Raw genomic sequence first — 21,298 nt, forward strand, 5'->3', positions numbered from 1 at the left:
TTACCAAGGGAGAAGCTCTTTTTCTATATCCGCTTTTTCCAATTCCTACACCCACAGAGATTTTACACTATCCACATAGGCTTAATGCTTATCCAACATAACGAACCAACACCCGGTCAACGGATGAGCCATACGATTCGCCAAACAGGATCAAGTGGACGAGTAAATAATAAAGTTGGTACAAAGGTCGCCGATCCGCATAATCGGGGGATAGCGGGTGCGCTTCTTTATATGCGGCGTAAAACAAAGAGGAAAACCCGCCGAACAATTCCGTAAACGCCATTTCGTATTCCCGGTCGCCATAGAAGACGGCCGGATCGATGAGGTAGGGTTGTCCATCCTCGCTTGCCATCCAGTTCCCATGCCAGAGATCGCCGTGAAGCAAGGACGGTTCGGTTTTGTCTGGAATCCATCGATCCAGCGATTCCGTCAGCCGCATCAGTTGTTTTTTTCGCTCGGTAGACAACCGCCCGCGTTTCTCTGCCAGCTGGATCATAGGGAAGAGGCGCCGCTCTGCATAAAATTCCCTCCACGTTTCGCACCAGCTATTCGGCTGCGGAAGCAAGCCAATATAATTATCGTTATGAAGTCCGAAGCGTCCGCCAAGGGATTGCTTACGGTGCAGCTCTGCAATACCTCTTCCGAGCGCTTCTTCTGTTGTTTGGCGGGGAAGGCCGGTCTTGATCCACTCTAATACGATCATGCCGCCGTCCCTTCCGGGGATCTCGCCAGCATAATACGCTTCAGGAACGGCCACCGCACAGGTTTCTCTGAGAAGTTGCAGCCCTTCAGCTTCACGTTCAAATACGATGCCGGGCAGATCGGTCCGGTATTTGATGAACCATTGGCGTTCCTGGGTCGCAACCGAATACGAACGGCCGATATCTCCGCCGCTTACTTCCTTAATAGATATAATGTCTTCCTGCGGATGCAGCGGAAGAATCTGTTTCAACGTTGATTTCATCCATTCCATAAATCCCTCATCCCAACGATTAAATTTTTTGAATTGGTTTGACGTAAATCATTCTCTAAGAAGGCAAAATATCATTAATTGAAGACTACAGTTAGGCTATTTACAGTAAGGTGGACAAAACGTGGACAATGTCCACGTAATAACGAAAAGCCGGGGACGAAAATCCCCGGCCTTACAGGTAGAGCTAAAAAGAGGAGCTGTTGCCCCTCTTTTTTCATGTTCAACAGTGCGACTCAAATCAGTCATCTTTCCTCACCAATAGTGAGCAACACTCCACATGGCTCGTCTGCGGAAACATATCCACCGGCTGCACCCATTCCAGCTTGTAACCGCCGTCCAGCAGCGCTTTGCAATCCTTCGCCAGGGTGGACGGATTGCAGGAGACGTAGACGAAGCGCTTCGGTTTCGTCTTCAGCACTGCTTCAAGGAAGCGGGGATCCAGCCCGGTGCGCGGCGGGTCCGCCACAATGACGTCCGGGGCGAACCCGGACTTGACCCAGCGAGGGAGCAGCTCCTCGGCGTATCCGGCATAAAACTGAGCGTTATCCCGCCCGTTGCGGGCCGCATTGGCCTTGGCGTCCTCGACAGCTTCAGGGATCGATTCGATGCCGCGGACTTCCTTCGCGTAAGGCGCTAGCCACAAGCCAATCGTGCCGGTGCCGCAGTAGGCGTCAACGACAGTTTCTTTGCCCGTCAGGCCTGCAGCCGCCCGTACCGATTCATACAGCTTGACGGTTTGCAGCGGGTTCAGCTGGAAGAAGGCGCGGGGGGACAAGGTGAATTCCAGATCACCGAGGGATTCTTCGATCCCGTCCGCTCCCCACAAGATTTCCGTGCGGTTCCCAAACACCAGCGAGGTGTTCTTGGGGTTTACGTTCATCGCAATGCTGGTTAACTCGGGAATTTCCAGCCGCAGTTCTTTGATCAGCTCACGGCGATTTGGCAGTTTGTCGTTAGCCGTCACTAGAGTCACTTGAATTTGACCGGATTGAAACCCAACGCGGACGACAATGGTACGAACCAGCCCTTGATTGCTTTTTTCCTTATATACCGGAATACCTAGACGCTGCAGCACGTTCCGGGTCTTGTCCACCACCTCGTTCACCTTCGGGTGTTGGATCGGGCAACCGGTAATATCAATCAGCTTATGGGAGTCGGCTGCATATAAGCCGGCGATCATTCCTTCTTGGGACATGCCTAATTGCAGCTGCGCCTTGTTGCGGTAGCCCCAAGGGTGGTCCATGCCCAGCATCGGCTTCATCCGTACATCCTCAAGACCGGCGTAACGCGCAAACGCTTCGCGAATGATCTCTTCTTTACCGGCTAACTGCCCCTCGTAGGACAAATGCTGGATTTGGCAGCCGCCGCAAATGCCAAACACCGGGCACGGCGCATCCACCCGATGCGGGGAACGCTTCTCGATCTTTCGTATCGAAGCAGTGATATATTTAGGTTCAACGCGGGTCACCTCTGCGTGAATGACCTCACCTGGAATACCGCCTTCGACGAACACGGCTTTCCGCCGGTAATAGCCGACGCCTTCACCGTTAATCCCCAGCCGCTTGATCGTCACGACGATCCGGTCGCCCGTCCGTACCTCATCGGCCTGTTCCCGCTTGGTGATGGGCGGCTTGGGCCGCGATTGCGTTTTGTTCCCTGGGCGGTTGCCCGCATAGTTGCGATCTTTCATGAATCCTGATTCTCCATCCTATTAGGTTTGTACTAGACTCAATATACCATGGGAATCCAAGGGATACCATGACCCGATATAACGAAGGGCTACAGCAACTGCAATAGCAGAAACACCAAATAACCGGTAGCTGCCAGTGAAAGGTTGACCCATCCAAAGATTTTGGCGTATTTCTGTTCCTTTTGCTTTTGCTGAACTTTATAAACCGTCTGATCCACGAGCAGCAAGACGAGTCCGGAGAAGAGGGAGAGGGAAGCCGTATAAGAAAATACGCTAGTCATCACATGTAACTGATTCATCACAAACATCTCCTATTTCGACTTTAAGCCGGTTCGACGGATCGACACGCTGAGTTTTATGGAGATTGGGATGTTCGCATACATCTGTTCCCAATCGCTTTTTTGGTGAATGTGCTGTTTCCAGAAGCCGGGATGATGCGCCCTCACATATTCGCCAAATCCAAAAATGTCTGAGTGATCTTGTTGTGTCCGACGGCAGAAGTTATGCATCAGCTTCGTTGCACTCCGCTCTAAAGCGTCTTCAATTTTTTCGAGAGCAGCTTCCGAGTCAGCACCCTGGCCAGCATCGAAATGCTCATCAAGAACTCCTTCGAGGTGGAGATTCAGATATACATGGGGCTTTCCTTCTTCGATGCGGACATTCGTTTTGGCACGACGCTCCGTTATTTTAATCATGGTATAGCCAAGATCGGGAACTTCTAATAAGGCGGAATACCCCCCGGGATCCGTACCCTTAATCCCCATATAGACTCCGATATCCATCGCAGAGGTGACTCCGGCCAGGCGACCGTCGCTGAAGTAAGCCATGCCTTTCAACAAAATATGTTCCTTACCTTGAACGGCGATGTAAGGGAGAAACCCGTTCTGTCCCCAGTTCGATTCCTCGATCCAAAAGGTGCCTAAGTAATTGGCTGGAAATTTCCCCATGCCGATGGCTTTTTCAACCATGGCCTGAAGATACAAGGTAGGCACGCGTTCGAGCGGAGGGGCCACCTTCATCAACTCGGCGGCTTCTGTCTCGGAGACGAGCAGCCAAGTTCGCCGGCGAACCTCTGGATTTCGGCGGAGATAATCGTTTAGTTCGTCCAGACCTCCTCGGGCAATTTCCTTACTGATGACGATCACCCGTAAATGAATGAGATAACGAGGATCGGCAATTTCCTGCTGCATATTGTTTAAAGCTTCGTCCAGACTATGCCCGTACACTTGAACGATCCATACCGGGCTTTCTCCATCGCCGCCACCTCCCATACCGCCGGTGCCGGGGCCAAGGGGAACCCGACCGGGAACGGCAATTTGGGCCGTCACTCGAATCATCTTTTTAGGTAACGGTATGTTTTTCATATGGGTGACTTGCGGTTCCTTCTCCAAGGCATCTGGAGGTGCCTCATCGATAGCCAAGCCGAGCACGAGGGCGCGTTCTTCGACTTCCACCTGATCCCAGCAGCCTGTCAAATTAAGCGTTAGTACGAAGCAAAACAAAATCTGTATCCATCGCTTCCCTAGGGCGTTACCCATGAGAGTGCCCTCCCTTGCGTCGGATCACCGAAACGATCCATAGCAGCAAGGCGTAGCCTGTCAGGAACAAATAACTGGACTCATCGGCAATCCGAGAAAATCGATACAATTGAAATTGATCTTGAGGAAGCAAAGAGACCCCAAACAGGAATGGGATCAGTAACGTCGTCACGAGACGGTGGTCCTGGAACTTAAGCAGTTTGCTGAAGGTGATTGAAGTGATGTAGTAGGTGGAAAACATGGTCGTGTACACGTTAATCACCCACATGATAATGAAAAGCGCATCCATCCGCTCGATGACATCGTCGCCAACAGCGATCGAGCGCGCCATTTCCAGCGTAGGATATATCAGAAGAAGGGTTTCCCGAACTCCGTATATCCCAATCGTGGAAAGCACGAGCAACAGGTACAAACTGGCGCTGACCGCGATGCCAAGCATAACCGACTTCATGGCACGAGCCGGCTTCTCTGTAATTGGAAGCAGCATCGTGATGATGAAGGAGCCCAGGTACAGCGAAGCCGTAGATAGAATGGCGAGCGGCCAATTGGGAGCTTCATTCCCGAGCACGGGCAACCAATTTAAGAAATGGACCGATTTCATCGACATGAAGATGAGAAACAGGAAAGGGAAAATGACAAACGGCCAATAAAACAAATGAACATAGGCAAATTGAATGGAATTCCTCCGGCAGGATAAGGCGACAAGGATGAGCATCATCAGGATACTCATTTCGATCGGAGTTTTCCGGAAGACGACGGTGGACAACACTTCCCCAAACTGACGGAACATTAGCGCTGTTGTGATGAAGAAGCAGGCGAACACAATACAATTGGCAAAGAGGGCAGGAAGTTTTCCAATTACGGTCTGGCTGTAACTCAGTAGTGTCTGATCACTAAATCGCTGGCTAAGGCGGGTGAACACAAAAAGGCTGAAGGCGGCGCAGCAAGAGCCAACTACTGTCATCAGCGGCGCGGCATTATCGGCCGTCTGAGCGATCAATTGCGGAAAGCTTAAAACGTAAGGCCCAAAAATGGTACTACTGATCACGATGGCCAGCTGAATCGTGCTGAGTTTCTCTATTTTCTGCATCGGCTGTTTCCTCCGGTCGAAAAATCTTATTGAAATTGGCTTGGAACGTGTTGGCACCGCGCCGTGTGTCATCGATGGTGTACAGATAACTTGGGCGCTTACCCATCCACCACAAGGGAGCCCGAATGATCGTGTCCACAATCCCTGCGCGTTTCTTGGTCAGGATGGACTGCAGGTACGGAATGCCAAACGACTCCAGATACAATAAGTGATTTACGATAAAAATGCTCCCGATCATCACCCCGTACAATCCGAATAAGCCGGCTAACACGATCAGCGGAAAGCGGAGCATACGCATCGCAATGGCTGCATTATAAGCCGGAGTGGCAAAGGAGCCAATCGTTGTCAGGGCGACGATAACCACCGTAATCGGGCTCGACAGGCCAGCGGATACAGCGGCTTGTCCGATGACCAGTACGCCAACAATCGACAGCGCACCGCCAATCATTTGCGGCAACCGGATCGTGGCTTCCCTCAGCACCTCCATCGAAGCCTCCATAATCAGCACCTCCAGCATGGCGGGGAAGGGAACTCCGGCGCGCCCCCCGGCGATCGCCACCGCAAAATCGGTAGGCATCAGCTCCGGGTTATAGGAGATGACAGATACATATAGCGATGGAAAGAATACGGAGAATATCAAGGCCATCAGCCGGACAAATCGCAACATGCTGGCGATCAGGAAGCGTTCGGAATAGTCGTCAATCGTTTGAAAAAACTGGTCAAACAGTGCCGGGACGATCAAAGCAAAGGAGGAGCCTTCCACCAGAATCGCTATTCGGCCTTCCAGCAAAGCGGCAGCGGTTTTATCTGCCCGTTCCGTGTTCTGAATCTGTGGAAACGGTGAGATCGGCTGGTCTTCAATGAACTGTTCGATGTACCCGGCGTCAATGATGCCGTCGATGTCAATTTTGGACAACCGCCGCATCACCTCGCTAACCAAGTCGGGATTGGCGATTCCGCTGATGTAGCAGACCGCGGTTTTCGATTTGGAGCGGGTACCTAGATCGGCGGTTTCTACAACCAAATCGGCCGTTTGCAGCCGGTAACGGATCAGCGACAGGTTCGTCTCCAACTGCTCAATAAACCCGTCCCGTGAGCCACGGATGACCTGCTCGGTCTGAGGTTGTTCGATCGATCGCTTCTCAATACTCCGTGTATTGAAGGTCACCCCTTCGGCGTAACCGTCGATGAGCAGCACAGTATGTCCCTTCATCATCAGGTCCAGCAGGACGCTCCAATCGGAGCTTCGCTGACCGAAGTTCGCATGCACTCGCTCCCGGTACACCTGTTCAAACGGATCCAAGGTCTTTGACGAATCCTTTCCCTTCTCCAGATCCAACTCATGGGAAAGGAAAGGAGACTGCATCGGGGCTACGATCCCCTCCTGAATCAACTTTTGATCCGTGATGGAGGTGAGGAAGAGCAAAGCCGCGTCTCGTTTGTCCAACATCACCTGGCGAACAACCAGATCTGCGTAATGATTCATATGTTGATGAATCATGTTCAAGTTATTTTCCAGACTCGCCTCAAGCTGCCTTGGCTGGTTTCCTTCGAGGGAGGAATTGTTCGAGGAAGATGATGAATGAATCTTTTTCATATACGCTTCGTATTTGGATTTCCACTCCATCATAACTGCCGCCTCCGGACGAATTTCAGTTATTAGAGAGTGTTGGTCTTTTTGGTAAAGTTTATGTAGCATTAGCAGCGGTTGCCCAATTGTTCAAACCCCGGTAAACTAAAAAAGTGCATAAAGCCGGTCTGTCCCGGAGCTCGGGAAGGCAACGGCCTGATGGGAAGTTAGGTGAAATCAAACGAATGAGCACGGAAGCACTTACGATGGAACATGCGCAGCAACTGCTGCAGAAATATTACGGATACCCCGATTTCCGCGAAGGCCAGCGGCGGATCGTCGAGAGTGTATTATCCGGCGCAGATACGCTGGGCATTATGCCGACAGGCGGTGGGAAATCGATCTGTTATCAGATCCCGGCTCTAATGCTGCCGGGTCTGACGCTGGTGGTGTCCCCGTTGATCTCGTTGATGAAGGACCAGGTGGATGCGCTCACCGCGATGGGCATCTCCGCTGCCTACATCAACAGCACGCTGTCGGGCAAGGAAGTCAACGACCGCATTCGGGCAGCACGCCGCGGTGAATTGAAGTTGCTCTACGTGGCGCCGGAGCGGCTGGAGCTGGACTGGTTCCGCGAGGAAATGAGTGAGCTCGCTATCTCCTGTGTCGCCGTCGACGAAGCACACTGCGTGTCCCAGTGGGGACACGACTTCCGGACGAGCTATCTGGCGGTCTCCCCGTTTGTGGAGTCGCTGCCGCAACGGCCGATCCTGGCAGCCTTTACAGCTACAGCAACGCCGGAGGTCATGGACGACATGGTTCGCTTGCTGCGTCTAGCGAATCCGGCGGTGTTCGTCACCGGCTTGGGCCGGGACAACCTGGCGATGTCGGTGCTGCGTGGGGAGAACAAGCGCGAATTCGTCCTGAATTACGCGACGACCCATGCGCATCAGCCCGGCATCGTCTACGCCGCCACTCGCAAGGAGGTTGACGACCTGTACGATCGCCTGTGCCGTGCCGGCATCCCTGCCGGCCGCTACCATGCCGGCTTGTCCGACAAGGAGCGGGAGGAGAGCCAGGAGGCTTTTCTCTATGACGACATTCGCGTGATGGTCGCGACCAATGCCTTTGGGATGGGGATCGACAAATCGAATGTCCGGTATGTCATCCACTACAATATGCCGAAGAACATGGAGGCTTATGTTCAGGAAGCAGGCCGGGCCGGACGGGACGGCGAGCCCAGCGAATGCATCCTGCTGTTTAGCCCGCAGGACATTATGACGCAGAAATTCCTGATTGAGCAAAACCCGCAGGATGGGGAGCGCAAACGTAACGAATATCGTAAGCTGCAGCAGATGGTTGAATATTGCTACCAGACCAGCTGCTTGCGCTGGGCGATGCTGGATTATTTCGGCGAAGCTCATGACCGCACACCTTGCGGCATTTGCAGCTCCTGTCGAGACGAACGGGAGCTCGTCGACATGACGCGGGATGCGCAAATCGTCTTCTCCTGCATCCATCGGATGCGGGAGCGGTTTGGCGTCTCGCTCGTCGCTTCGGTGCTTAAGGGCTCGCAGAACAAAAAGGTGCTGCAATACGGCTTTGACCAGTTGCCTACTTACGGTATGCTGCGGACTCGTACTGAGAAGGAAATTTCTGAACTGATCAATGTGTTTATAGCGGAAGGGTATTTAGCCTTGTCTGAAGGGCAATATCCGGTCGTAAGGCTGCAACCGCTGGCGGTTGAGGTGCTGAAGAGCCGCCATCAGGTGATGCTGCGTGCGCCGGAGCCTGTGACTGCGTCCTCATCGTCGTCTAGCTCGCGGCGCCGGAAGTACGATGAAGGGCCGTCTGCTGTCAATGAGACGGTGTTTGAGCAGCTGCGCTTGATCCGCCGCGATTTGGCCGAGAAGGAGCGGGTTCCTTCCTATATTATTTTCAACGATGCGACGCTGCGCGAGATGAGTGTGGTCTGTCCGACCAGTGAAGCGGATATGCTGAGAATCAAGGGCGTCGGCGAAGTGAAGTACCGTAAATACGGAAAGCCGTTTCTGGAGTTTTTTCAAAATATGGAGTAGGGTTGTGAGCATGTGAAAGTCATATTGGCAACGCTGAACGCAAAATTTATTCATACCTCGCTGGCGATCCGGCTGCTCAAAGCCTACAGCGGCAACGAGTTTGACATTGATCTGGCCGAATATACGATCAAGGACCCGGTGATGAACATCGTATCGGATCTGTTTAAGCGGAAGCCGGATGTCATCGGATTCTCTTGTTATATCTGGAATATCGAAGAGACGATTCGAGTGGTGGCCTTGCTGAAGAAAGTGCTGCCGGAAGTGAAGGTTGTACTGGGCGGCCCCGAGGTCAGCTACGATACGAAATACTGGATGGAGCGGATCCCGGAGGTGGATTTTATCGTCATGGGGGACGGAGAGGAAACGTTCCACCATTTGCTGCAGGAGCTGTCCGGGGAGCAGAAGTTCCACTTCGTGTTTGGCGCAGCTTACCGCAAAGGGGAAGAGGTTGTGCTAAATCCGCCTCGGCCCAAATCCGATCTGAACACGCTGCCGTCGCCGCATCGTTTTCCCGAGGATATTCCGAATCTCGGCAAACGGATCGTCTATTTCGAGACCAGCCGCGGTTGTCCGTTCAGCTGCCAGTTTTGCCTCTCAAGTATTGAGGTGGGCGTGCGGTACTACGATATCGAACGGGTGAAGTCTGACATTCTGTACCTGATCGAGAACGGCGCGAAGATCATTAAATTTCTGGACCGTACGTTTAACATTAACCGTAATTACGCGATGGAAATGTTCGAATTTCTGATCAACAACCATCAAGGTTGTGTCTTCCAGTTCGAAATTACGGCGGACATCATGCGGCCAGAGGTGCTGGACTATTTGGCGGAGAACGCGCCGCCAGGAATCTTCCGCTTCGAGATTGGCGTGCAGTCCACAAACGATCCAACTAATGAACTGGTGAAACGCCGCCAGAACTTTACGAAGCTGACTCGGACCGTCACCAAAATCAAGGAAAGCGGCAAAATCGCCCAGCATCTGGATTTGATCGCCGGACTGCCGGAAGAGGATTATGCCACGTTCCGCAAAACGTTTAATGACGTGTTCGCGTTGCGCCCCGAGGAGCTGCAGCTTGGCTTCCTGAAGATGCTGCGCGGAACCGGGCTGCGGAACGACGCGGAGAAATACAACTACGTGTTCATGGATCATGCGCCTTATGAAATCCTGAGCAATAACGTGCTGCCGTTTGAGGACGTCATTCGGTTGAAGCGGCTGGAGGACGTGCTGGAGAAGTATTGGAATGCGCATCGCATGGATCACACCGTGGAGTATCTGGTGACTCACGAGTTCGATTCGCCGTTTGACTTCTTCCAAGAGTTTGGCGACTACTGGGAAGAGCAAGGGTGGCAGCGGATCGGCCATCAGTTAGAGGACCTGTTCACTCGGCTTCATGCGTTCCTTAGCGGCCGTACGTTGAAAGAGCCGGAGGTTGTGCTGGGGTTGATGAAGCTCGACTATCTGCTTGGACACAAATATAAGCCGCGGAAAATCTGGTGGGAAGACCGGGTAGACAAAGACCGGCGCAGCGCGTATTTCCGGGCGCTGGCTGAACAGCCGTCCGCCTTGTCGGAGCAATTTGCGGCATACGGCCTGGACGAACGCGAGCTGCAGAAGTATGCTTGCCTCGAAGAATTGCCGTTTGCGCTGGGTGATGTGTTGCCAGCGGAAGGAGCGGAATCACCTGCGGCATCAGCAAGCGCAGGCGATGCGTCGCAAGGGACGCTGCTCGTTGTTCTGTACCAGCAAGAAGCGGACGAGCGTCCGGTGTATTTTTACGCCAATTTAAGCGCTTGGTCCCCGGAGCATCGCACCCTGCTCAAGTGAGGAGCTGACTTTAAGGATGTTTACGATCCTGATCGTCGAGGATGATGCCAAAATGGCTGGAATGCTGTCAGAGCATATCGAGAAGTATGGATACCGCGCGGTCGTGGTGGACGACTTCAACCGGGTGCTGGAGACGTTCCGGGAATACGCCCCCGATCTGGTGCTGCTGGACGTGAATTTGCCGAAGTTCGACGGCTTCTATTGGTGCCGGCAAATCCGCGGGATGTCCACCTGTCCGATCATCTTCCTCTCAGCGCGCGACAGCGGCATGGACCAGGTGATGGCGCTCGATAACGGCGCCGATGACTACATGACGAAGCCTTTTTCCTATGATGTGGTCATGGCGAAGATCCGCAGCCAACTGCGGCGGGCCTACGGCGATTATTCAGGCAAGCAGGAGGAGCGAACCGTAAGTGCGGCGGGGCTGGTGTTGTATCCAGAGCGGTTTACGGTGACGAACGGGGAGAAGTCCGTCTTGTTGACACAGAAGGAAGCGGTGCTGCTGGAAGCGCTCCTGCAAAAAGCCGGGCGGGTCGTCAGCCGGGAGAAGCTGCTAGATTTGATGTGGCAGGGACATCATTTCATCGACGATAATACGCTGAATGTGTATGTGACCCGCATCCGGAAGAAGCTGAAGGAGCTAGACCTGGAAGATGCGGTGGAGACCGTTCGCGGAGCAGGGTACCTGCTGCGAACGAACAGTCCTCCTGCCTTCGGCTTCGAGGAGGCCCCGAAATGAGGCTGTTCTGGAAAGAACATGTGCCGCTGCTCCTGTTTCTCGTACCGCAAATCTTGTTGGTGCCTTTGTTGTATTGGCTGGCTGGCAACAGTCAGGCTGAGATTGCGGCGTACGCTTGTGTGCTGAGCTTTACGCTGCTGATCTCCTACTTGTTCTACCGGTATATCAGAAACCGCGAGCTCTATCGGCGAGTGACGGAGCCGCCCCGGACGCTGGAGGAGCTGCTGCAGCCGACGGGGGATACGCCGCTTGCCGAGGCTTTGGATGAGCTTCTCAAATCCGGGTACCGGCTGTACGAAGCGGAGCTTTATCGTTATGGCAAGCAACGTGAGCATCACGCTGCGTTTACGGGGCGCTGGGTGCATCAGATGAAGACCCCGATTTCAGTTATCCAGCTTACCTTGGAAAATGAACGCGAGAAAGAGACGATCCCGGAAGCGGTGCTCGACAGCATCCAGGAGGAGCTGGACCGGCTGCGCAAAGGGTTGGAGATGGCATTGTACACCTCCCGGCTGGAACAGTTCGAACATGATTTTCATGTCGTTCCGGTCTCGCTGCTCACCGTCGTGAACGAGGCAGTTGCGGATCACCGCAAGTTGTTCATTCGCAAGGCAGTTCATCCGGATATTCGGATCGATGAGGAGGTGGAAGTGTACTCCGATAAGAAGTGGCTGACGTTTGTGCTTGGCCAACTGATCACCAACGCTGTAAATTATTCCGCCGGGGTCGGGGACAAGGTGGAGCTAACTGCTTATCTTCGCGGCAAAAAAACGGTGCTGGAGGTCCGTGATTACGGCATCGGCATTCTTAAGGAGGATATTCGCCGCATCTTCGAGCCTTATTATACGGGGCAGCGCGGACGCCAGTACAGCGAATCAACCGGTATGGGCCTGTATCTGGTCCGTGAGGTCTGCAACCGCTTAGGGCATCAAGTGGAGTTGGAGTCCACGCCGGGACAAGGGACAACGGTAAGGTTGCTGTTTGAACAGCAACGGCCATTTGAATAAGCAGGGACTTTGCAGAGATCGGACCAGTTCGATCGGCGAGGTTGCTGCTTTTTTTGCTGACCGAACATAACCTTACAAACTTTTAAGATTCGTTTAAGTTCGATCGATGGCTGACTTTCCGGCGTTGGGATAGAGTATAACCATAAAGCAACAACCGAGCTGCGGCAAGGGCGTGAGGGATAACGCAGACGCTCACCGCTGGCTCAAGGAAAGGAGAAATTCAAACGATGGAAATGCTTAAGGTCCAAGGGCTGAGCAAGGTCTACCCGGGAAAAGTCGCAACGCGCGCGCTGCAGGACATCGAGCTTACGATCGAAAGGGGCGAATTCGTTGGCATTATGGGACCCTCCGGCAGCGGGAAAACCACGTTGCTTAATCTAGTTTCTACCATAGATACACCTAGTTCGGGGGAAGTATGGATTAACGGCAAAAATCCACACACGCTGAAACGTAAGGAGCTCGCCGCCTTCCGCCGCCGGGAGCTAGGGTTCGTGTTCCAGGATTTCAACCTGCTGGACACGCTCACCGTTGCGGAAAATATTGTACTTCCTTTAACACTGGACCATCGTCCGTTTCGGGAAATGGATCAGAAGCTGCAGGCCATCGCGGAGCGGCTCGGCATTACGGAAATTCTCGGTAAACGGACGTATGAAATCTCCGGCGGGCAACGGCAGCGAGCGGCGATCGCTCGCGCTATGATCGCTTCACCGTCCTTGCTGTTAGCCGATGAACCGACGGGTTCGCTGGATTCAAACGCATCCCGGAATGTCATGGAGCTGTTGGAGACGTTAAACCGCACCGAAGGGATGACCATGATGCTGGTCAGTCATGATCCGTTGGCCGCCAGCTATTGTGACCGGGTCGTATTTATCAAGGACGGCCGGCTGACAAACGAGATTCACCGGGGGGACAGCAGACAAGCCTTTTTTCAGAAGATCATCGACATGCTGTCGTATCTGGGAGGGAATGCGCATGAACTTTCTTCAATTCGCGTTTAACAACGTCCGACGGAACGCCCGGGCCTATTTCGCTTACTTTTTAAGCAGCGCCTTTATGGTGATGATCTTTTTTACCTACGCGATATTCATCTTCCATCCGGGGATTACGCAAAGCGAGATCGGACGGATGACCCGCATTGGAATGGAAGTGGCGGAGTATATCATTTTCGTGTTTTCGATCCTGTTTGTGCTGTTCTCCATCGGCAGCTTCTTGAAGGCGCGCAGTAAGGAGTTTGGTGTACTCTCGCTGCTTGGGGCGACCTCTGGTTCGATTAACCGGCTGATCTTTCTCGAAAATTTGATCATCGGTGCAGGAGCCATCGCGGCGGGGCTGGCGGGTGGTTTGCTGCTGTCCAAGCTGTTCCTGCTGCTGAGCACGAAGGTGACTGGAATCGAGCGGCTTCCTTTCTACTGGCCCTGGAAGGCGATGGGGTTCACGACGGTCGCTTTCCTTCTGCTGTTTGTGGTATTGTCCATATTTACGCTGGTCTTTGTCCGGAAAAATCGGGTGGTCGAGCTGCTTGGCGGAAGCAGTAAACCGAAAACAGAACCGAGGGTGTCTTGGGTGCTGGCACTTCTTGGCGTGGCGTTGCTGGCTAGCGCCGTTATGCTCCTGAAAGGCGGCAACAGCCTCGACTTTATGAAAATGATGCTTGCGGCCGCAACCGGGATCTGGGGGACTTACTTTTTCTATACCCAGGTGACGGTAGCATTGATTCGATTGCTGAAACGAAGCCGTCGCTTGTTATGGCGCGGAACCCGGTTGCTCTGGATATCGGAAATGGCCTATAAAATCAAGGATAACGCACGGATGCTGTTTATGGTCACCGTCGCGATCTCGCTGGCTTGTATGAGCGTAGGCGTCATTTTGGCGGCTAATGCCCAGAATGAGCGGATTTATAAAGCAAATCCATTTGCCTTTACGTATGGCATCTATAATGAGGATTTCGTCGAGAAGGATTTGGCTTGGATCGATCAGCAGTTGTCCGAACGGGGGATCCGTTATGAGACGGTGGAACAAGAGTCTTTTTTTGGATACATCGGATCATCCGAAATGTATGTCAATGTCCTGCCGCGCTCGGATTATAACAAGGCTGCAGAGTTGCTTGGTACTCAAGGGTTGCCGAAGATTGGTCCGGGACAAGCGATCGCTTATGCGATGGAAGGATCGGCGACAGCGAACGCATTGAAGGGGGCGACCCTTCCGTTATCCCTCTCATTTCTGGAGCAGCCTCTGGAGCTGGAGTTGCTGCCTAACGAAGTTCCGTTGACGGGAATCAGCAGCAATATTTCCGTGGTCGTGTTATCCGATGCAGATTTTACGAAGCTGAAGAACGGTATGACGGAAAAGAAACAGAATCGGCTGTACCGAAACATGAAGATCTATATTCCGGATTGGCAGCGCAAAGGAGTTCCGCGTCTCCAAGATCCCGAAGTCGTCATCGGAAAGCAGCTGTTTCAAGGAATGATGGAGCGCCTGGATCAGGATGAGACGGGCAATTATATGAGCTCGCGGGGCAGGACGTTTGCGGAAGCTCGGGAGCAGCTCTCGATGCTGAGCTTTGTGGGCATCTTTATCGCCGCAATTTTCTCGATCTCCTCCGCCAGCTTCCTGTATTTCAAGCTCTACAGTGAGCTCAATCAAGATCGGCGCATGTACCATTCCTTATCGAAAATCGGGCTAAGCGACCGCGAAATGCGCTACTCTTCCAGCTTGCAGATCGCGCTGCTCTTCTTCATTCCGGTGGCGATCTCCGGAATTCAAACGATGGTGGTTCTGTCCCTGCTCGGAACCCGGTTCCTGCTGGGGAATGTCACCGTCCCGGTGCTGACCGCCTCTGGTGCTTTCTGGGCGGCGCAGCTGCTCTATTTCGTCGTGGTGCGTTCACGTTATGTCGTGCAGTTAAAGCGTGTGATGGTCTAAGTCCATTACGAAAAAGGCGAGTCTGCCAACCGGCCTCTTCTTCTCGAAGTGCCGATTCCGCAGGCTCGCTTCATTTATTACTAGGCATCCGCTGATACGGGCGGCATATGCCTTTCGATCCAGTTCAACAGTTCCGACATCACTTCGTCGCGGTTGATTTCGTTAAGCATCTCGTGGCGGCCTCCGGGATACAGCCGCACCTCAACATCCTCGAGGCCGAGCTGATGGTACAGTCCAACGAGGCGCCGGACGCCGGCGCCGTTGAGGCCAACGGGGTCGAGATCGCCGCCAAAGATATAAACCGGCTTATCCTTCGGGATCAAGCGCATTTTCTCCGGGCGGTGAATCTCCTGCAGCAGACCAAAGAAGCCGTAAAAGAAGCCGGCGCTGCACAAGAAACCGCAGTGCGGGTCGGCGATGTAATTATCCACCTCGGCCTCGTCCCGAGAGAGCCAGTCAAAGGGCGTCCGAGACGGAAGAAAGTTACGGTTAAAGCTCCCGAAGGTCACCGCGTTCATCAGCAGGCTGGGATGGCTCTCGCCTTGCAGCAGGCTTTGCAGGCGTGCGAGGCTTCGTCCCAAGCCCAGCAGTCCCCGGGGGCCATTTGTTCCTGAGAGAATAAATCCGGCGTACGGCTCCGGGGCCAGGTACATGACCTTCTGCGTCAGAAAGGAGCCCATGCTGTGGCCGAGCAGAAACAAGGGAAGATCGGGATGCTCCTGACGGATGATCTTCGTGAGCTGAATCATATCCTCGGCCATGCCGGTAAAGCCTTGTTTGCCAGGCCAGCCTAATTCCTCCGGACTGCCAGCCGTCCGCCCGTGTCCGCGATGATCGTTCGCGTAGACGATAAAGCCGTGGGCGGTCAGCAGCCGAGCCAGGCGCTCATAGCGCTTGGCCGTTTCCGCCATGCCGTGGGCGATTTGCAGCACCCCGCGCGGCGGGGCAGCGGTGTCCTTGGCGATCCAACGATACACGAAGACGCCGTGACTGGTGTCATTGTCGAACGTAAACGTATGCTCTTTCAAGCGCAGCCCCTCTTTCCACGGAAATATGAGAAGACCTTAAGCGAGAAACGCAGGCTGGAAAAATTCTATCCGTTCGCCATCAGGCCCGTTAAAGAAGAAGAATCGGCTGCCGTTGGGCAGACTTCGGATTTCCGGGTCGAGGCCGGATAAGCCTAATTCGGAGATCCGGGCGTATTCCTCCTCAATGTCACTGGCGGTAAAGGCGATATGATGCACTTTGCCCTCATTTGGCAACTCTTCTCCTTTAGGAAGATTAATTAACTCGACCTCAACGGATTCCTGACCCGGAAAGGTGAGGAAGGCCAGGCGCAGCGGATCCCCCACTTCACCGATCGTGGATAACAGCTTCATGCCGATCACCCGTTCATAAAATTCGATGGAATCCTCCAGCGCCGAGACGCGAATTCCGACATGCTCGATTTTGCGAATGCCCATACCGATGACCTCCAGTTTAAATGGAATTGGTTGATTTTTTCTCAATTGCAATCAAATACGGAGCAGCCGGCCTTTGCGGCTGCCGGTACAGGATCGCTTGCCCGGCAGAGGCGGGCAGTGCGGCCGCCCAGGCTTCCACCGCCGCCGCTTCGGCGTCGCCGCCGGGATGGCCGGGGTAGAGGACGGCCGTCAAAATCCCGCGCGGCCGCAGCAAGGCCAGCGCGGCCTCCAAGGCGGCCAGCGTGCTGTCCGGCTGCGTGATCAGCGCCGGGTCGGCGCCCTCGGCCGGCAAATAGCCGAGGTTGAACATCACGGCGCCGAGCCGCCCGTGCACGTCCGTTGGAAGCACGGCCGCCATGTCCGCGTGGCTCGCCTGGAGCAGGGTAACGTCGGCGAGGGTATCCGCCGACTCCTTGTCCAGCCGAGCCTGCGTGAGCGCCAGCGCCTGCGGCTGGATATCGAAGGCGAACACTCGCCCCTTCGGACCGCAGGCTTTGGCCAGGAACAGCGTATCCGCACCGGTCCCCGCTGTGGCATCGACGGCCGCGTCGCCGAGCCTCAGCCGTTCGCCGGTGAGTTTATGCGCGAAGCTTAATACAGAGAGGAAGCCCATACGCTCTCAACGTCCTCTCCAGTATTTGCCCTGCCAGGAATCGCGGCGCTTCAGCTCCGCGTCGATGGCATTAAGCACTTCCCATTTCTTAAGGCTCCACATCGGTCCGATCAGCAGGTCGCGCGGCGCGTCGCCGGTCAGCCGATGCACGATCATCTCTGGAGGCAGAAATTCCAGCGTGTCCACGATCAGTTTGACGTATTCGTCCTGTTCCAGGAAACGCAGCAACCCTGCCTCGTACTGCTTCACCATCGGCGTCTTGCGCATCAGATGGAGCAGGTGGATCTTAATGCCTTGCACATCCATGTTGGCTACAGCTCGGCCGGTCTCCAGCATCATTTCATGCGTTTCCTGCGGCAGGCCGTAAATAATATGCGTGCACACCCGGATGCCGCGTGCGCGCAGCTTCTCTACCGCATCGAGGTAGCATTGCGTATCGTGCGCCCGGTTGATCAGCGTGGACGTCGACTCATGGATCGTTTGCAAGCCCATTTCAACCCAGAGGTAGGTACGCTCATTGAGCTCGGCTAAATAATCCACGACATCGTCTGGCAGGCAATCCGGTCTCGTGGCGATAGATAACCCGACGACGCCCGGCTGCTCCAGGATCGCCTCGTAATATTCACGAAGCACCTCCACCGGCGCATAAGTATTCGTATAAGCCTGAAAATATCCAATATATTTCGCATGCGGCCACTTCAGATGCTGCCGGTCGCGGATCGTGGCAAATTGCGTTACCAGATCGTCCCGGCGGCTTCCGGCAAAATCGCCCGATCCCCGGGCGCTGCAGAACGTGCAACCGCCCTTGGCAATCGTGCCATCGCGGTTGGGGCAAGTGAATCCGGCATCCAGCATCACTTTAAAAACCTTGTCCCCAAACTCTTGGCGCATCTCGAAATTCCAGGTATGAAATCTTTTGTCTCCCCACACAGCAGGGGTGTCCGTCATCAGTGTACTCATTGCGGCTCCTTCATTTTGTCACAAAAAATTTTTCTGCATAATTATACAACGGCGAAAGCCCCGTCCGTACGCCGGTTCCACTGGATTTATTGTATCAAATTTCACGCGAAAAGGGGAATGCTGCTTGCCTGTTTCCTTGCGGCAGTGTAGTGAAATATGTTATTTTGAGATTATCAATTTCGTTGGACCCCAATTCCAAAATATATCGAAAAGGGAATCACTCGTCTCGTCTCCCCGGCGAACGGTTGGTTCCTTTTTCATTGCGTGCTTTACATTTGCAACAAACTTCGGCACAATATTGCAAGGAATGGATACCAAGAAAGCGGAGGAATAACATGCGTTTACGCGGCAGAAAAGGAATACGGGAGCATTTGGAACAGCAGCAGGATCTGGTTGTGCTGAATCCCCGGGAATATAAAGGACGTTGGGCGGAGGTGTTCGGCAACGGCCGTCCGATCCACATCGAGCTTGGCATGGGCAAGGGCCAGTTTATTAGCGGCATGAGTGTTAAATATCCGGACGTAAACTTCATCGGCATGGACATGTATGATGAGTTGATTCGCCGGGCGAGCGAGAAGGTTCGCGCGAAATGGGACGAGCAGGGTGGACTGCAGCCGCAAACCGTTCGTTTGGCGCTGGGTAACATTGAAATGATCGAGGACTTTTTTGCACCGGGGGAAGTGGAGCGCATTTATTTGAATTTCAGCGATCCGTGGCCGAAGAAGAAGCATTGGCGCCGGCGCTTGACGCACCCGCGGTTTTTGGAGAAATATCGTCAGCTCCTGAACGAAAATGGCGAGATTCACTTCAAGACCGACTCCCGCGTACTGTTTGAATTTTCGCTGAATGCCTTTGCCGCGGTTGGACTGCAGATGAGCGATATTTCGCTGAGCCTGCATGAAGGTGGGATTAATGAAGCTCATGTCATGACGGAATACGAAAGCAAATTTGTGGGACAAGGCATGCCGATCTACCGCTGCGAGGTGATGGTTGGCGAAGCGGCCTTGCAGCGTTATCATGAGCGGAAGATGGATATGTTTAAATAACCGCTGCTTATGGAGTTCAAAAACAGCCAGCTCGAATCGAGAGTTGGCTGTTTTTTCGATGGATAGACGTTTTCTTTACGGCTTGACCTGTACGCTAATCTCCAAGGAAGCGGGTGACCCGTCATCCGTATCAAATTTAAGGGACCATTTCCCTTCTAACTGGGAACCAAAGGCATGATCAGAAGTAAAAGCACTGCCAGGGAGGATAGTAGTCTTTACCCAAACCCACCCGGTGGGGGAAATGAGTTGATAATATACATTTTTAGTGCCGGTGTTCTTGACATACACATGGGTGATTTTCGAGTGATCCTTCTTCTCGTAATCAAAACTATGAGTGCCTTGGCCATCACGAAAAGTGATTCGTGCTTCGGAAAGAACATCACTTTTTGCTTCTTCCGTGGATTGTACAGGAGTGGTTGAGCTTGCAATAACAGCGGGCGTAAATGCAATACTCAATGTCAATAGTGCGATACATAAAGAAATGAATTTGCCATACATCCTGCCAGACACCCCTTTAGCCTCCTATTAAGACGACAAGTTAATATTAACGCATAAGGGAAAATAAGTAAAAACAAAAAGCTAAAAAGAAACCTAGGGGGATCTTGTTGTCGAGCCACCTAGGTTTCTGTTTATTTTCGGATGAAATTCGTATTCCCAAGTAAATCAATGATAGCTTGAGCACTTTGCATCGGCCGGAATTTGGCGATATGGTTCAAGACCTTTTCCCGTTTCCGCACGACTTCGTCGTATTGCTCGGTCAACCGTTTGATCCAATCGGTAATATCGTCCAGCGATTTCATCGGGGTTCCCCAACCTTGCTGGGCAAAATAATGCGAATTTTCCTCTTCCTGGCCGGGAAGCGGCTGGTGGAACAGCATCGGGATGCCTTTGGCCAGCCCCTCCGAGCAGGTCATGCCGCCCGGCTTGGTGATCAGTAAATCGGACACTTCCATCAGCTTGTCAATTTCCTTCGTGAACCCGAGCAGATGAATGTTGGGATGAATGAATCGGGGATCCTTTTGCATTTTCTCCAACGACTTCTCGTTGCTGCCCAGACAGAAAATGACTTGAATTTGCTCCCGGTAAGAGGCGAGCAGGGCATTGACCGCTTCGTCCTTCATGAAGCCCCAGCCCCCGCCCATGACCAGAACGGTAGGCATATCCTTCAGATGGAATTGCAGGCGGATATCTTCCTTCCGATGGCGCTCCCAGAAATTCGGATGGATCGGGATGCCGGTAATCAGGATTTTGCTTTTGTCTACGCCCCGTTCCATCAGTTTCTTCTGCACCTGGTCGGTGGACACGAGATAACAATTCACTTCCCGGCTCACCCAAGCTCCGTGCACATCATAATCGGTAATGACGGTACAGAGCGGCACGTCCAACATACCCAGCCGTTTCAGGCGGGAAATCACCGCGCTGGGGATCGGATGGGTGCAGACGATCACGTCGGGATGAAGCTGACGGATAATTTGAATTGTACGCGTATAAAAAATCCGATGAAGAGCCATCGTCGTCAATCGGTTTAAAGATTTCTTGTAGTTGCTGCGATACATCATACGGACAAGCCGAGGCTGCGAGGACACCGTTTTCTTGTAAGCGGTGATGATGATCGGCGCCACCCTAGGGTTCAAAAAACTGCCCAGCTCTAGGACTTTCGTCTGTATGTTTGGCGCAATCTTTCGTAAACTGCTGGAGAGCGCGTAGGCCGCTTGCGTGTGACCGGCTCCAAACCCCTCGGATAAAAGTAAGACTCTCTGTTTTTGCACTGGTTTCACCTTATTC

Annotated in this window: 19 protein-coding genes; 7 read left to right on the forward strand and 12 right to left on the reverse strand. The window is 53.4% G+C overall.

The features are described from left to right. Window positions 1-88: 88 nt before the first annotated feature. The 6 genes from RW092_RS15030 to RW092_RS15055 all read right to left on the reverse strand — a co-directional run bounded on the left by RW092_RS15030 (window position 89) and on the right by RW092_RS15055 (window position 6,921). Window positions 89-973, reverse strand: coding sequence for a fructosamine kinase family protein (locus RW092_RS15030; RefSeq protein WP_316010590.1), 885 nt, complete (start codon window positions 971-973; stop codon window positions 89-91). Between the two features lie 238 nt (window positions 974-1,211). Then, window positions 1,212-2,663, reverse strand: coding sequence for a 23S rRNA (uracil(1939)-C(5))-methyltransferase RlmD (rlmD, locus tag RW092_RS15035; protein ID WP_316010591.1), 1,452 nt, complete (start codon window positions 2,661-2,663; stop codon window positions 1,212-1,214). Window positions 2,664-2,752: 89 nt separating this feature from the next. Next, on the reverse strand, window positions 2,753-2,962 hold the full coding sequence (locus RW092_RS15040) for a CLC_0170 family protein (protein WP_016313012.1): 210 nt from the start codon (window positions 2,960-2,962) through the stop codon (window positions 2,753-2,755). A 12-nt stretch (window positions 2,963-2,974) separates the two neighbouring features. After that, entirely contained in the window at window positions 2,975-4,201 is a 1,227-nt protein-coding gene (locus tag RW092_RS15045; protein WP_316010592.1) for a Ger(x)C family spore germination protein, read from the reverse strand. Then, on the reverse strand, window positions 4,194-5,291 hold the full coding sequence (locus RW092_RS15050) for a GerAB/ArcD/ProY family transporter (protein ID WP_316010593.1): 1,098 nt from the start codon (window positions 5,289-5,291) through the stop codon (window positions 4,194-4,196). Before RW092_RS15050 ends, RW092_RS15045 begins: the two co-directional genes overlap by 8 nt. Continuing rightward, a complete protein-coding gene (locus RW092_RS15055) occupies window positions 5,239-6,921 on the reverse strand; it encodes a spore germination protein (RefSeq protein ID WP_316010594.1) in 1,683 nt (560 codons plus the stop codon). Before RW092_RS15055 ends, RW092_RS15050 begins: the two co-directional genes overlap by 53 nt. A gap of 185 nt (window positions 6,922-7,106) precedes the next feature. Here RW092_RS15055 and recQ point away from each other — a divergent pair, with 185 nt between their 5' ends. The 6 genes from recQ to RW092_RS15085 all read left to right on the forward strand — a co-directional run bounded on the left by recQ (window position 7,107) and on the right by RW092_RS15085 (window position 15,431). Beyond that, the gene (gene recQ, locus RW092_RS15060; RefSeq protein ID WP_127576261.1) at window positions 7,107-8,939 is read left to right on the forward strand and encodes a DNA helicase RecQ; all 1,833 of its coding nucleotides are present in this window, start codon (window positions 7,107-7,109) and stop codon (window positions 8,937-8,939) included. Window positions 8,940-8,951: 12 nt separating this feature from the next. Further along, a complete protein-coding gene (locus RW092_RS15065) occupies window positions 8,952-10,763 on the forward strand; it encodes a B12-binding domain-containing radical SAM protein (RefSeq protein ID WP_316010595.1) in 1,812 nt (603 codons plus the stop codon). 16 nt (window positions 10,764-10,779) lie between these two features. Continuing rightward, window positions 10,780-11,502 (forward strand): response regulator transcription factor, encoded by a 723-nt coding sequence (locus tag RW092_RS15070; protein WP_016313005.1) that lies wholly within the window; start codon window positions 10,780-10,782, stop codon window positions 11,500-11,502. Continuing rightward, on the forward strand, window positions 11,499-12,509 hold the full coding sequence (locus RW092_RS15075) for a sensor histidine kinase (protein WP_316010596.1): 1,011 nt from the start codon (window positions 11,499-11,501) through the stop codon (window positions 12,507-12,509). Before RW092_RS15070 ends, RW092_RS15075 begins: the two co-directional genes overlap by 4 nt. A 227-nt stretch (window positions 12,510-12,736) precedes the next feature. Further along, window positions 12,737-13,507: an ABC transporter ATP-binding protein gene (locus RW092_RS15080; protein WP_316010597.1), complete on the forward strand. Its 771-nt coding sequence runs from the start codon at window positions 12,737-12,739 to the stop codon at window positions 13,505-13,507. After that, on the forward strand, window positions 13,482-15,431 hold the full coding sequence (locus RW092_RS15085) for an FtsX-like permease family protein (RefSeq protein WP_316010598.1): 1,950 nt from the start codon (window positions 13,482-13,484) through the stop codon (window positions 15,429-15,431). Before RW092_RS15080 ends, RW092_RS15085 begins: the two co-directional genes overlap by 26 nt. 80 nt (window positions 15,432-15,511) lie before the next feature. On the opposite strand, the gene RW092_RS15090 is transcribed toward RW092_RS15085, so the two are convergent. The 4 genes from RW092_RS15090 to mnmL are packed head-to-tail and all read right to left on the reverse strand — an operon-like array spanning window position 15,512 to window position 18,467. Beyond that, entirely contained in the window at window positions 15,512-16,459 is a 948-nt protein-coding gene (locus RW092_RS15090) for an alpha/beta hydrolase (protein ID WP_016313001.1), read from the reverse strand. 36 nt (window positions 16,460-16,495) lie between these two features. After that, window positions 16,496-16,894 (reverse strand): VOC family protein, encoded by a 399-nt coding sequence (locus tag RW092_RS15095; RefSeq protein WP_016313000.1) that lies wholly within the window; start codon window positions 16,892-16,894, stop codon window positions 16,496-16,498. Window positions 16,895-16,910: 16 nt separating this feature from the next. Further along, window positions 16,911-17,507, reverse strand: a complete 597-nt coding sequence (gene mnmM, locus RW092_RS15100; RefSeq protein ID WP_316010599.1) for a tRNA 5-(aminomethyl)-2-thiouridylate-methyltransferase MnmM — start codon at window positions 17,505-17,507, stop codon at window positions 16,911-16,913. 6 nt (window positions 17,508-17,513) lie between these two features. Next, window positions 17,514-18,467: a tRNA modification radical SAM protein MnmL/YtqA gene (gene mnmL / locus RW092_RS15105; RefSeq protein WP_016312998.1), complete on the reverse strand. Its 954-nt coding sequence runs from the start codon at window positions 18,465-18,467 to the stop codon at window positions 17,514-17,516. Window positions 18,468-18,802: 335 nt separating this feature from the next. On the opposite strand from mnmL, the gene trmB reads away from it, so the two are divergent. After that, window positions 18,803-19,513, forward strand: a complete 711-nt coding sequence (gene trmB / locus RW092_RS15110; RefSeq protein WP_316010600.1) for a tRNA (guanosine(46)-N7)-methyltransferase TrmB — start codon at window positions 18,803-18,805, stop codon at window positions 19,511-19,513. Window positions 19,514-19,588: 75 nt separating this feature from the next. Here the strand turns inward: trmB and RW092_RS15115 are convergent, their stop codons facing one another. Both RW092_RS15115 and RW092_RS15120 read right to left on the reverse strand, forming a co-directional pair. Then, window positions 19,589-20,023, reverse strand: a complete 435-nt coding sequence (locus RW092_RS15115; protein WP_316010601.1) for a hypothetical protein — start codon at window positions 20,021-20,023, stop codon at window positions 19,589-19,591. Window positions 20,024-20,142: 119 nt separating this feature from the next. Further along, complete coding sequence (locus tag RW092_RS15120; RefSeq protein ID WP_316010602.1) at window positions 20,143-21,282, reverse strand: MGDG synthase family glycosyltransferase; 1,140 nt, start codon at window positions 21,280-21,282, stop codon at window positions 20,143-20,145. Window positions 21,283-21,298: the final 16 nt, after the last annotated feature.

Origin of the sequence: Paenibacillus sp. 3LSP (assembly GCF_032465655.1) — a bacterium.
Lineage (GTDB): Bacteria > Bacillota > Bacilli > Paenibacillales > Paenibacillaceae > Fontibacillus > Fontibacillus barengoltzii.

Excerpts from the sequence above, each read along its gene's own strand:
- RW092_RS15080 (WP_316010597.1), top strand. The coding sequence starts at position 12,737 with ATGGAAATGCTTAAGGTCCAAGGGCTGAGCAAGGTCTACCCGGGAAAA.
- mnmM (WP_316010599.1), bottom strand. The coding sequence starts at position 17,507 with ATGGGCTTCCTCTCTGTATTAAGCTTCGCGCATAAACTCACCGGCGAA.
- RW092_RS15070 (WP_016313005.1), top strand. The coding sequence starts at position 10,780 with ATGTTTACGATCCTGATCGTCGAGGATGATGCCAAAATGGCTGGAATG.
- RW092_RS15040 (WP_016313012.1), bottom strand. The coding sequence starts at position 2,962 with ATGAATCAGTTACATGTGATGACTAGCGTATTTTCTTATACGGCTTCC.
- rlmD (WP_316010591.1), bottom strand. The coding sequence starts at position 2,663 with ATGAAAGATCGCAACTATGCGGGCAACCGCCCAGGGAACAAAACGCAA.
- RW092_RS15050 (WP_316010593.1), bottom strand. The coding sequence starts at position 5,291 with ATGCAGAAAATAGAGAAACTCAGCACGATTCAGCTGGCCATCGTGATC.
- mnmL (WP_016312998.1), bottom strand. The coding sequence starts at position 18,467 with ATGAGTACACTGATGACGGACACCCCTGCTGTGTGGGGAGACAAAAGA.
- RW092_RS15030 (WP_316010590.1), bottom strand. The coding sequence starts at position 973 with ATGGAATGGATGAAATCAACGTTGAAACAGATTCTTCCGCTGCATCCG.
- trmB (WP_316010600.1), top strand. The coding sequence starts at position 18,803 with ATGCGTTTACGCGGCAGAAAAGGAATACGGGAGCATTTGGAACAGCAG.
- RW092_RS15095 (WP_016313000.1), bottom strand. The coding sequence starts at position 16,894 with ATGGGCATTCGCAAAATCGAGCATGTCGGAATTCGCGTCTCGGCGCTG.
- RW092_RS15075 (WP_316010596.1), top strand. The coding sequence starts at position 11,499 with ATGAGGCTGTTCTGGAAAGAACATGTGCCGCTGCTCCTGTTTCTCGTA.
- RW092_RS15055 (WP_316010594.1), bottom strand. The coding sequence starts at position 6,921 with ATGATGGAGTGGAAATCCAAATACGAAGCGTATATGAAAAAGATTCAT.
- recQ (WP_127576261.1), top strand. The coding sequence starts at position 7,107 with ATGAGCACGGAAGCACTTACGATGGAACATGCGCAGCAACTGCTGCAG.
- RW092_RS15045 (WP_316010592.1), bottom strand. The coding sequence starts at position 4,201 with ATGGGTAACGCCCTAGGGAAGCGATGGATACAGATTTTGTTTTGCTTC.
- RW092_RS15085 (WP_316010598.1), top strand. The coding sequence starts at position 13,482 with ATGAACTTTCTTCAATTCGCGTTTAACAACGTCCGACGGAACGCCCGG.